The organism is Ruegeria sp. AB9 (genome assembly GCF_056542585.1).
Genome location: NZ_JBQGAA010000011.1, coordinates 41,688 through 53,999, shown reverse-complemented (window position 1 = coordinate 53,999; position 12,312 = coordinate 41,688). Strand labels below are relative to the sequence as shown.

General features: G+C 56.3%; 8 protein-coding genes. 5 read left to right on the top strand and 3 right to left on the bottom strand.

The window, feature by feature from the left end:
• Positions 1–20 precede the first annotated feature (20 nt).
• Both ACR0K5_RS18635 and ACR0K5_RS18630 read left to right on the top strand, forming a co-directional pair.
• On the top strand, positions 21–1,382 hold the full coding sequence (locus ACR0K5_RS18635; RefSeq protein WP_480631148.1) for a formimidoylglutamate deiminase: 1,362 nt from the start codon (positions 21–23) through the stop codon (positions 1,380–1,382).
• 78 nt (positions 1,383–1,460) lie between these two features.
• Positions 1,461–2,162, top strand: coding sequence for a GntR family transcriptional regulator (locus ACR0K5_RS18630; protein ID WP_480631147.1), 702 nt, complete (start codon positions 1,461–1,463; stop codon positions 2,160–2,162).
• On the opposite strand, the gene phnY is transcribed toward ACR0K5_RS18630, so the two are convergent.
• A complete protein-coding gene (gene phnY / locus ACR0K5_RS18625) occupies positions 2,156–3,604 on the bottom strand; it encodes a phosphonoacetaldehyde dehydrogenase (RefSeq protein WP_480631146.1) in 1,449 nt (482 codons plus the stop codon). The two genes, ACR0K5_RS18630 and phnY, sit on opposite strands and share 7 nt — an antisense overlap.
• Before the next feature lie 157 nt (positions 3,605–3,761).
• On the bottom strand, positions 3,762–4,736 hold the full coding sequence (locus tag ACR0K5_RS18620) for a LysR family transcriptional regulator (RefSeq protein ID WP_480631145.1): 975 nt from the start codon (positions 4,734–4,736) through the stop codon (positions 3,762–3,764).
• 360 nt (positions 4,737–5,096) lie between these two features.
• Between ACR0K5_RS18620 and ACR0K5_RS18615 the strand changes: the two genes are divergently transcribed.
• The 3 genes from ACR0K5_RS18615 (at position 5,097) to ACR0K5_RS18605 (ending at position 11,488) form a co-directional block, all read left to right on the top strand.
• The gene (locus ACR0K5_RS18615; protein ID WP_480631144.1) at positions 5,097–8,297 is read left to right on the top strand and encodes a beta strand repeat-containing protein; all 3,201 of its coding nucleotides are present in this window, start codon (positions 5,097–5,099) and stop codon (positions 8,295–8,297) included.
• A gap of 63 nt (positions 8,298–8,360) precedes the next feature.
• Entirely contained in the window at positions 8,361–10,121 is a 1,761-nt protein-coding gene (locus ACR0K5_RS18610) for a type I secretion system permease/ATPase (protein WP_480631143.1), read from the top strand.
• Positions 10,118–11,488 carry an HlyD family type I secretion periplasmic adaptor subunit gene (locus ACR0K5_RS18605; protein WP_480631142.1) on the top strand — a complete coding sequence of 457 codons (1,371 nt, stop codon included), beginning with the start codon at positions 10,118–10,120 and terminating at the stop codon, positions 11,486–11,488. Before ACR0K5_RS18610 ends, ACR0K5_RS18605 begins: the two co-directional genes overlap by 4 nt.
• A gap of 108 nt (positions 11,489–11,596) precedes the next feature.
• Here the strand turns inward: ACR0K5_RS18605 and ACR0K5_RS18600 are convergent, their stop codons facing one another.
• Positions 11,597–12,214, bottom strand: coding sequence for a TetR/AcrR family transcriptional regulator (locus ACR0K5_RS18600; RefSeq protein ID WP_480631141.1), 618 nt, complete (start codon positions 12,212–12,214; stop codon positions 11,597–11,599).
• Positions 12,215–12,312 lie beyond the last annotated feature (98 nt).

Sequence of the window (12,312 nt, the reverse complement as noted above, 5' to 3'; positions counted from 1 at the left end):
TGCATAAAATGAGGTGAAAAATGGCTATCTTTGCAAATCGCGCTTTATTAAGCACGGGCTGGGCTACGAACCTGCGGATTGAAATCAGGGACGGTCTGATAACGTCGTTGCAGCAGGGCGCGATGGCGCAAGAAGGGGATACACGCGTCGACACATTACTGCCTGCGCTGGCCAACTTGCATAGCCATGCATTCCAGCGCGCGATGGCAGGGATGACCGAATACCGCATGCCAGGTCGCGACAGTTTCTGGACATGGCGTGAACTGATGTATCGATTTACCGCGCACCTGACCCCCGAGCAGGTGCAGCCAATCGCTGCGCTGGTGTTCATGGAGATGCAAGAAGCCGGATATGCCTCGGTGGGAGAGTTCCATTACCTGCATCACCAGCCGGACGGAGCACCTTACGACAATCTTGCAGAACTGTCCCACCGGATCATGGCTGCATCTGCCGAGGCTGGGATTGGGCTGACGCATCTTCCCGTACTCTATTCCTACGCAGGGGTCGGCGAGCAACCTTTGGAAGCGGGTCAACAACGATTTGGCAATGATGTGGACCGCTATCTGGTATTGGTCGAGCAAGCGCAAACGGGGTTGCGCGATCTGCCGAATGACTGTCAGATCGGTATCGCTCCCCATTCTCTGCGAGCCACGTCACCACGAGATCTTGCGCGGGTTCTGGAAGCAAAAACAACCGGACCTGTTCATATTCACATCGCTGAACAACCCCAAGAAGTTGCGCAGGTTCAGGAGGGTCTGGGCGCACGCCCGGTGGAATGGTTGTTGAGCAATGCGGCAGTAAATAATCGATGGTGCATGATTCACGCTACTCATATGACGGAACAAGAGACCCGTGATATGGCTGCGACCGGTGCTGTCGCAGGGCTTTGCCCCATCACCGAGGCCAACCTGGGTGATGGTCCTTTCAATGGAGCTACTTATCTTGGTGCGGGCGGTCGTTTCGGGGTTGGATCCGATTCAAACGTATTGATTTCGATGACAGAAGAACTGCGCACGCTGGAGTACTCACAACGTCTGCGAGACCTGTCGCGCAATGTTCTGGTCGACGGGGAAGGTTCGGTTGGACAAACACTCTATTGCGGTGCTGCCATAGGCGGCGCACAGGCTTTGGGGCGCGCGGCGGGTCAGATTGCAGAAGGTATGCTTGCAGATCTGGTTGCCATCGACAGTCAGGATACCGCGCTATGCGCCCTGCGTCCCGAGCAGTTGCTCGACGGGTTGGTTTTTGCCGCAAAGGATAACGTAGTGACCGATCTATGGTCAGCTGGCCGCCATCAGGTACGCAGCGGCTGTCATATTGCACGGGATCGGATCGTGTCCGACTATCGACGGGCTATGGCTGACCTCTTGCGGAGGTTTTGAGTTTCCCCTGCCCTTTACGGGCTGACTAAAATGACCTCATACTAATAATATGATTATGCATAATTGGATGAACCCCACGTGATCGATCAAAAACATGTCGGCTTTCAGGATATTCGGGACGAAGTCGTCAACCGCATTCAAACCCGTGTCTGGCCGCAGGGCTGCCTGTTGCCGACCGAGCTGGAACTGGCGGCTGAATTTGGCGTTGCACGGGCTACGGTCAACCGCGCCCTACGCGAACTTGCCGAGCAGGGTATTGTCACCCGTAAACGCAAGGGTGGCACGCGAGTTGTGATCACACCGGTAAAGCAGGCGAAGTTGCCGATTACCGTGGTGCGACAAACCATCGAAGAGATGAATGCCGAATACCGCTATGCGCTGGTCAGCCGGACCCTGATTGATTGCCCCGCGTGGCTCCAGGCCAAGTTGAGCATTCCGGAAGGCGCGCAGATCGTCCACCTGCAATGTATGCACCACGCCGACAACCGTCCCTTCCAGTTCGAAGAACGATGGATCAACGTCAGCGCCGTGCCTCGGGTTCTCAACGAAGATTTCCAGACCACCGGACCAAATGAATGGCTGTTATCCGAAGTACCGTTTTCCAACGCTGAAATTGCGTTTTCAGCCGTTCCTGCAACTGGGCAATTACAGGAGTTCTTGTCGGTACCGCCCGGCACACCGTTGTTTCAATTAGAGCGAACGACCTGGTTTCGCAGCGACCCGGTTACATTTGTACGGATGACCTTCCATCAGGGATACCAGATGCGCACCACTTACTGAGGCCAAGGCAGCGAGTATGTTTTGACGTTGGTGAAAAACTTCATCGCTTCGATCACGCCTTCCTTAACGCCGTTGCCGCTGTCTTTGATCCCGCCGAAAGGTGACATCTCGATCCGGTAGCCAGGCTGTTCCCATATATTGCAGGTGCCCACATCCAGGCCGTTGATAAAAGCGATGGCCCGATTCAGATCGTTGGTGCAAACGCCTGAGGACAGCCCAAAGGCGGTGCTGTTCGAAATCTGCATCACGGCCGTATCGTCGTCCGGCACCCGAACGATGGGTATAATCGGGCCGAATGTTTCCTCCATAACCAACTCACAATCATGGGGCACGTTGTCGACAACGATCGGCGGCAACAATGCGCCCTGGCGACCCGGGTGATAGAGGATTTCAGCCCCTTGCTCCGCTGATTGCAAAACACGGTTCTCGAACAGCTCTGCCGCCTCGGCATGAATGACACACCCCAGTTCGGTTTCAGGATCTTGTGGGTCGCCAAATCGGATTGCCTTGGCCTTTTCCAATACCAAAGGAACAAAACGATCCGCCACGCTACGCTGTACCAGAATACGTTTGATGGCCGTGCAGCGCTGGCCGGAGTTTCCCGTGGCACCTGCCACTGCGATAGTTGCGGCGCGCTCCAGATCTGCATCATTCAGATCGTTCAGCACAATCAGGGGATCATTCCCGCCCAGCTCAAGTGCCTGACGTTTATACCCCGCTTTCGAGGCGATCTTCTTGCCGACTGGCACACCACCGGTGAAAGTGATGATGTCGATATTGTCATTGGTGATCATCTCATCCCCAATGTCTTGCGGCCAACCCGTGACAACCTGAAACATCTCTGGCGGCAGGCCTGCCTCATAAAGAATGTCGGCCAGTGTCACCGCGGTCAGAGGTGTCAGTTCGGTCGGTTTGCACACCATGCAATTGTTGGTCGCAATCGAAGGTGCGATCTTGTGGCTAACCATGTTCAGCGGGTGATTGAACGGTGTGATTGCACTGATCGCTTTAACAGGCTCGCGCTTTGTAAAGATCTTCCGTGCCTTGCCATTGTGGGTCAGGTCGCAGGAATAGACTTCCCCATCATCTTTCAGCGCCTCAGCAGCGGCAAACTGAAAGACATCCTGCGCGCGTTGGGTTTCATAAACCGAATGCTGATGACAAATACCCAGTTCCAGCGTCAGCCATCTGGCCAGATAATCGCGTTTCTCTTCAATCAGTTCTCCGGTGCGCCGAAGGATCTGGCTGCGCTCGTACCGGGTCAGTGTTGGGACGTAGTTTGCTGCAGTCTTGAAAGCTTGTCGTGCATGTTGGGCGGTTCCAGCCGGAACGGTACCCACGATGGCATTCGTGTAAGGGTAATGTACAGGAATGGTTTCTTCCGTGAAAACAACCTGCCCCCCTATGCGCATCCCCTCGTGTCGGATTTCGGTATCGTTCATGTCCCTGCCCCAATCATCGGCAACCACAGCAAAGCACGGTCGTGCATCCGGTTTTCAATGGGTTCACCGATAGTGCTCTGCGTTGCCCTGCGTCAATAGAAGGTGTGGACGGACCTGCACCATCACGGGGAAGCCAATTGCGTAGTCCGGTATATCGTTACGCTTTCTCTCGCACGGGTTCCGAGTTGGATTTTGTGTTTTGGCCCTTGGTGTCCGGCTCATAGGTTGGGATTACGCCAACCGGGGGATTCTCCAGAATGTAGGTGCCAATACGCGCCAGCATTGGTTTTCTGGGGCAATTCGGACGGGTGGCTGCCCCAAGATCCCGCAGGTGTCCGGGGGCATCAAACGGGATGAAACACAAAGGCCAGTTATCCCGCTGGAACTGTTCCGCAGCTAAAGCAGAGACAATCGTACAATCGTCGGAATGGCAAATATGGCGACAGATCGTTTCAAACCGCAGCGCAGTCAGGTCGAAACGCTTGCTGATCCGCGTTGATCCATCTTGTTTGGGAAGCCGATCCTCAAGATCGTATCCGAAACTGTGTGGCAGCCGGATAAAATCATACGTCGGAACATCTTCCGGGGCGATGGATGATAGAGTGCAGAGTGGATGCCCTTTACGCAGGGCCAGAAACAACGGTTCTGACCAGATCGAAGTGAAATCCAAAGAAGCGCTGCTGTTTATCTTAGCCACGAGCGCCATGTCCAGAATGTGATCTTCGACCATGCGCAACATGTTTTGCGGCAGGTCTTCGACCAGTGTGACTCGCATCCTGGGAAACAGAATACTGAAGAGCTCAGAAAAATACCCGGTCAGATACGGGGCCAATGTCGGCGTCATGCCGATCGTCAAAGGGACTGCCTCGGGGTCACGGAACTCTGTTGCCGTGTCGCGGATTTTCTGCGCATCGCTCAGAATGCGCCCAGCCATTTCGACGACACGGGCACCGTATAAAGTCGGACGCACCTCATTGTTGAGGCGCAGGAACAGATCAGTTCCCAATTCCTGTTCGAGCTTTTTTATCTGGTTCGACATTGCGGGCTGCGACACGTTGCAAGCCGTCGCAGCCTGACTGAACTGACCGTGTTTTGCGATTGCGACTACGTATTCCAGATCTCTGAGGTTCACCGGACATCCAATCCCGAAGCAATTTTTCTAATTAATCACCTATCAAAATACGATCTGACGACAGAATGCAGAAGGCCACTGGAGCAAAACCCGCCTAATTTACGCTCACATCCACTAACAAATCTGTCAGAATTCGAAATCGAATAGATGGCCAACCGGCTCTGCTTGGACAAAAACGCCGTGATTTTCGCGACTCAGATGTTTCAGCCCTCACGCAAACCGTGAGTATTTGTGCCGGTTATACACCCGATTTGAACCATGAATTTCAGCTCGCGCCGGGGGCGGCCTAGTCCTTTGTTGCGTCGGCTGCCCGGACTGACGGGTCGCCAACACGAACGCAACTTTTTGACGGAGCGATCCATGCTGTCCCAATTTGCAGAAGGCCTGCGCGCCCGTCTCTTGACCACATCGACCCTGGCGCAAGAGACATCCCGCGATGGCCAAACCCTCATCAATAATTTCTTTCAATCTACGGTCGTTGACGACACACCCGCCTTTGTTCTGGCAAATGACTTTTCCCGCCTGCTGAACTTTGGCGAGATTGTCACCAATAATGCCGTTGCTGCCGTTCAGGCACAGGGTCAGGATGTTGATATCTTCAATTTCCGCTCGGGTCTGATCGAGGCGAATAATGGTCCAGACGCTTTTGCAACTGGCGTTCAGGTCACCGGCAGCGCCTCAGTTCGCAACTTTGGCCAGATCGCAGGCGAATTCAACGGCGTGCAGTTTGCGGGCGCTGAAAGCTCTGGCGGTCTGGATAACTTCCGCGGTGCCGTCATCTCATCGGACAGCCGCGGGGTCGATATTCAGGGCCAGGGCATCGATGTACGCAACTTTGGCGATATCATCGGCACCGGTGACCAGCGCAACGGCACCATCTACACCAACTCGACCGCTGAGGATGTTTCGATCTCGAACTTCACCGGGGGCACGATTGATGCGGGCGAAGGCAATCAGGGCGCTGGTATTTCGCTTCAGATTGGGGATGAGATTAACGCTCGCGTTGAGACCGACGTGTTCAATGGGTTTGGAGCGACCATTCAAGGTCGTGGTCAGGCGGCATCGAACACGTCACTGGCCGGTGACGGCATTCGTATTGATGATGGGGCTGATGGTACCGTCCTTGAAACCGAGATCGTCAATAGCGGCCTGATCTCGACCGAAAGCAATCAGGGTACCGCAGCTGGCATTCGCATCGCTGACGGCGCAAATGCGGAAGGCGAAATCCTGAATACCTCGACCGGTGTGATCGAAGGTCTGCGCAATGGCCTGTATATCGGGAATGGCGAACATGATCTGGACGTGCTGAACTTTGGCACCATCCAGTCAGGTAGCCGCGCGGTCAACATTGATGGTTCCGGTGTCGACATCATCAATGGTGGCAACATTCTGGGCAAAGGTGACCAGCGCAATGGTACGATCTATGCCGACGATACTGCGCGTGACTATTCGATCAACAATCTGGCCTCAGGCACGATTGATGCGGGTGAGCACAACAACGGCGCGGGCATCTCGCTATCACTGGCCGAAGATGGCAATGGCGATGTCGCGATTGAAAACGCAGGTACCATCGCGGGTCGCGGCGACGCGGGTGCAGCGCTTGGTACTGCGGGTGACGGCATCCGCCTGGAAGGCGTGCGTCAGGAAGGTGGCTTTGCCTCTGCCTCATTTGCCGGCTCTATCACCAACAGTGGGACTGTGACATCAGAAGGGGCGAACGGCACTGTTGGCGCGTTCCGTGCCGTGAACAACGTCAATTTCCAGGGCCAACTGGTTAACGAAGAAACCGGCGTGTTCGCGGGCGGTCAAAATGGCGTCTATTTCGGCACCGGCGATCACTCTGGCGGTTCGTTCCTGAACCAAGGTACCGTGACCTCGGACAGCCGCGCGCTGAACATTGACGGCGTTGGGCTCGAGGTGGTTAACGAAGGGGAGATTCTTGGCACCGGAAACCAGCGCAACGGGACTGTCTATGCCGACGGAACCGCTGACGACTATACCTTCTCGAATACGGGTCTGGTGGACGCGGGCGAAGGCAACAACGGCTCGGCCGTGTCGCTACAAACCGGTGACGTATCCGGTGATGTGGTTTCGGTCGCAATCCGGAACGAAGGCACCCTGCAAGGCCGCGGTGATGCTGCCGAAGGAAATCAGGTCGGCGACGGTCTGCGTCTGTTCACCAGTCAGGACGAGGCATCCTTTGCCGGTGTTGTGGTCAACGAGGGTCTGATTGCCGGATCCGAGGACTCGGATGCCGCAGCTGGTATCCGCGTGGATGGTGGTCTGAACCTGCTGGGTGCAATCCTCAACGAAGGTGAGATTCGTGGCACGGTCAATGCAATCGACGCCTCGGATGCGGGCACCGTGACCATCGTCAACGACGACGAAGGCGTCATCAACGGCAACGTTCTGCTTGGCGATGGCGATGACATCTTTGTCGATCTGGGCACCACCAATGGCAACATTGACGGGGGTGCAGGTGACGATGTTCTGATCGCGGGCGAAACAGACAACGTTCTGACCGGCGGTCTGGGCAACGACTTCATCGACGGTGGCGACGGCAACGACACGGCCGACTTCTCGGATCTGGATGTCGCAGTCGAGGTTCGTCTGGATGCCAATGGCAACGGAACAGCCACACGAGACACCGGATTCAATGTATCGATCACGGATGCGGTTGTCTCGGCACCAGATCAGTTCGGGGCAGACATCCCCGATGGCGGTTGGTTTGTTGAGGAGGCGGTTCAGGGCAACCTGTACTACAACATCCACACATCTGACTTTCCCGCCGGTGAAATCCGTGGGCAGCTGCTGGTAGACAGCGATGTGACCGAAGGTGGTATTCGCACCGTCACACTGAGCGGCAGTCTGGATGCTGCGCAGGAACCGGGCCCAACCTCGGACAGCGCCGCAAAGGGTGATGCAACCGTTGTCATCACTCAGAACCTGGAAACCGGTGAAGTCACCTATTCCAGCGAGCTGAGCGTTGTCGGTTTGAACGAAGCTGACCTGAACACGCCTATCCCTGGCGTCGTTTCGGCCATCCATCTGCACAATGCGCCTGCCGGTCAAAACGGCCCGGTTGTACAGGACACGCTGGTGGATGCAGGTGCCACTCTGGATGTGGATGCAGCGGGTGGTACCGGTGTCATCGGTCAGGACGTCATCGAAAACCAGATCGAAACCGACATCCTGCGATCCATCGAAAACGTTGTCGGATCTGATGAGGGCGACGTGATTGTCGGCAGCAATCTGACCAATGTGCTGAATGGAGAAGGCGGAGATGACCTGCTGAAGGCCGAAGGCGGCGACGATATCCTCATCGGTGGCGATGGCGCGGATACGTTCCAGTTTGGCGCAAACTTCGGCAACGACGTCATTCAGGACTATGAAATCGGCCGGGATCAGCTGCAATTCAGTGATTTCGGGCCGGATTTCGGCGCTCAGATCAACGTGGCGCAGGATGGCGACGATGCGGTGATCAGCTTCAGCAACGAAGGTTCCGTCCGTCTGGTCGGCGTCAACAGTGCCGATCTGAACGACGACGATTTCGTCGCGTAAGGGTCCCAATCTGCGGGGCGGCCCCCGGTCGCCCCGCATTGCCAACCGGAAAGGATCATCACGATGTTGCAGAAAGCAAATCCTGTAAAAGCCGCCTGGGGGTCACTGCACAAGGGTTTTGTCGCAATCGCCTTCTTTAGTCTGTTTCTGAATCTGCTGATGCTGGCCGGGCCGATCTATATGCTGCAGGTTTATGACCGTGTTTTAACCAGCCAGAATGGCGACACGCTGATTGCGCTGTCGTTGCTGTTGGCGGGGGCTTTCGTGGTTATCGCTTGCCTTGATCTGATACGGATGCGCATCCTTGGGCGTCTTGCGGCCCGGTTCGAGATGAATGTCGGTGCCCCTGTTCTTGGCGCAGCCATGCAACGTCGCGTGCAGGGCGGAGCCGACGCCGGTGAAAACCTGGTTGAGGACGTAAACGGGCTTCGCGAGTTCATCTCCGGCACAACACTGACAGCCTTTTTCGATGCGCCGTGGATACCGATCTATTTGCTGGTGCTCTATATTCTTCAACCTCTGCTCGGCCTGCTGGGATTGGCAGGCGCGTTGATGCTGACGACCATGGCACTGACCAATAACGCCCGTGCGCAACAGCCGATGCAGCAGGCCGCACAGGCCCGCGGGCGTTCAGACGCATTGTTCCGAACCGGCGACACCAATGCCGAGCTGATCCATGCGTTGGGCATGAAGTCCGATCTGGTGCGTCGTTGGACAGCGCTGCAGGTGGATGCCCACCGCCACAAGACCCGAGCCGCCGATCGGATCGCCGGTTTCTCGGTCATGTCCAAGACCGTGCGTATGGGGTTGCAATCCGCTGCTCTTGGATTGGGCGCAGCGCTTGCCATCACCGGCGAAGCCACCGCGGGTGTCATGATCGCAGCGACCATTGTTCTGGCCCGCGCCCTCGCCCCAATCGATCAGCTGATCGGGCAATGGCGTACTTTTCTGGCTGCGCGAGGTTCTTACGCCAAGATCAAGTCCCTGACCGAGGAATTCTCTGAGGCACGACCCAACCTTCACCTGCCCCGCGCCTTCAAGTCCGTGGATGTGAAGATTGCGCAAGCAGGCCCACCCCGAGCTGTCAACGCCACCCTTCGCGGCATCGATTTCAATCTGGCTGCGGGTGATGTACTGGCGATCATCGGCCCAAGCGGATCGGGCAAGACGACGCTGGGCAAAATGCTGGCCGGTATCTGGCACCCACAGCGGGGCGAGGTTCTGCTGGATGGCAGCCCGATGTCAAAATGGAATCACGAGGATCTGGGCAAGCAAATCGGCTATCTGCCGCAGGACGTAGAGTTGTTCGATGGTACGATCCGCGAAAACATCGGTCGCTTCTCCGTTGCTATCGACGATACCGAAGTCCTGCGCGCCGCGCGTGAGGCGGGCGTACATGAACTGATCAGCGGTCTGCCTGATGGGTATGAAACACGCATCGGTCAGGGCTTTTTCCTGTCCGGTGGACAGCGGCAACGCCTTGCACTGGCCCGAGCGCTTTATGGCGATCCCTTCGTATTGGTGTTGGACGAACCGAACTCGGATCTGGATGCCGAGGGTGAGAAAGCCCTGCGCGACGCCTTCCTTGCGGCTCAGACCCGGGGGTCGATTACAGTTGTCATGACCCACCGCCCGGCCACGCTGCAAGCTGCTAACAAGGTTTTGGTCTTGCGCGCCGGGTCACAGGCCCAGTTTGGCGACAAAGAAGACGTGCTTAAAGTCAACAGCCGCAATGTGCTGAACTCGCCGTCGCGTCGCGCAACTGCCAGAAATCCTGCTCTGCGCCTGCAGGAAGACAATCGTATCACAGGAGCTGCCCAATGACCCGGATCGTTCCCCACACCCCGACCACAAATGCTTTGACTCTCAATGACGTGCAGGCCGTTGACGTGACCGAAACCACGCTCGGTATCAGGATGTACGTTCTGCTCGGCCTGTTAACCCTGTTCGCCTTTGTCGGCGGCAGTGCGTACTGGGCTTTCGCCTCGAAACTGGACGGAGCCGTAGTGGCACCCGCCTCGTTCGTTGTGGAAGGAGACCGAAAGACCGTTGAACATCTCGATGGTGGTATCGTCCGGTCCATTCTGGTTTCAGACGGTGAGTTTGTCGAACAGGGTCAACCTCTGATCCGGTTGGACAGCACCGACATTGACGTTGACCTCAGTGTGCTAGGCACTCAACTCGGAGAGCTGTCCGTGCGCCGCGCGCGCCTGTTGGCGCAAATGCAGGGACAGGCGCAATTTGGTGAGGCCGCCGCGTTTCAAAGCTTTGAAAATGGCATGAACCGGTTGCACTGGTATTCCGCCTACTTGACCCAGAAGCAATTGTTCGACGCCGAATTCCGCGCTCGCGCGACTGAGGTCGAAATAAACTCCCAGCGTATTTCTGCCCTGCGAGATCAGATCGAAGGTTTGAATGAGCAACGTGTCAGTGCCCAGAACCAAAAGGACATCACCGAAGAAGAACTGAACAACCTGCAAAGTCTGTTGGAAAAGGGTCTTGTCGCGGCCACCCGCGTGAGTTCCCGTCAGATCGAGGTCGAGCGGCTTTCGGGTATTGATGCTTCGCTTCGAACGCAGATTGCGCAGGCGGAAAACCAGGTCAGCGAGTTGAAACTGACCCTGATCAGCCAGAAAAAACTGCGCGACGAAGTGCTTGCCGGAGAACTGGCGGTTGTCGATGCGCAGCTTGATCTGATCCGTCCGCAATATGCAGGTGCTGCGGAACGCCGCAAACGGATCGAGATCCTGGCACCAACCAGTGGCCGGGTTGTCAATCTGGTCGCTTCGACCACCGGCGGCGTGATCAGGCCCGGTGAGCATATCATGGAAATTGTGCCCGCCGACCAGGAGTTGATCGTCGAAGCCCGCGTTAAACCCGGCGACATCGACAAGCTGAAAATCGGTCAGGCCACACGTATTCGCTTGTCCGCTTTTGCGCAGGCCGATGTGCCCGAGGCCCAAGGTGCAATCTTTGATATCTCGGCTGACGCGTTGGAGGACGAACGTACGGGCGAAGCCTACTACAAGGCGCGGGTCAAACTGTATGAGCTGCAATCCGATGAGGTGGCGGCTTTGGAACTGGTCCCCGGGATGCCAGCAGACCTGTTCGTAAGCACAGGTGAACGTGCTGTGATTGCTTATCTGGCACAGCCGATCAGCGAGCGCCTGGCCCGAACTTTCATCGAGTAAAGGGAATTCACAAGACTTATTACCGTAAACTGATCTGTATCGAGTGTCTTGGTGAGTGAGCGATGGTCTGCGTCCCTGTTCCGGGCGCGGGCCATCACTTTTTAGGGATCAAACCCCGTAACGGGCAAGAAACATGTCAACAGCCTGAGCGGCGACTTGGTCTATTTCGTCCTGGCTGAAAGAGTTCTGAATGCCGAAAGCCGCCCGGGTCCAGATTCGCACTTTGCACAGTTCGGAAAACTGTTCGGCAGCGATATGCACATCTTCGATAGCCAGCTCGCCTTTGGCTACGGCTTTTTCCAAGTATTCGGCCATCTGTCGCTGGCCATTTTGTGGCCCAGCCTCATAGAACGCACGGCCAAGCTCGGGGAACCTGTCGCGTTCGGCCACACAGATTCTAAAAACCTGTTGCGCGAAATCTGACACTAGAAAAGTGGTCAGCTGTGTCGCCGTGATCTGAAGCACTTCACGAGCGGGCTTGGTTTCGTCGATCATCGAGATGACCCGCTCGGCCATCAGGCAACATTCTGTTTGCGCAACTTCCATAAACAAAAGGCGTTTGTCCGGGAAGTAGCTGTATAGCGTTGCTTTTGACACGCCAGCTGCGCGGGCAATGTCGTCCACACTTGCACCTTCAAACCCATCCGCCATGAATACCTCTCGGGCCCCGCGCAATACCTGGTCGAATTTTCGGCCGGTGCGCAGGATGGTGGCGGTCTGGGTCATGTCGTCTCCTCGATCGATAACTGCACCAGTTTATAAACCGTTCAGTTTAGATACAACGATTCTCGGATTTTTCAGCCAGACTGACGGTGCGTTTGCTT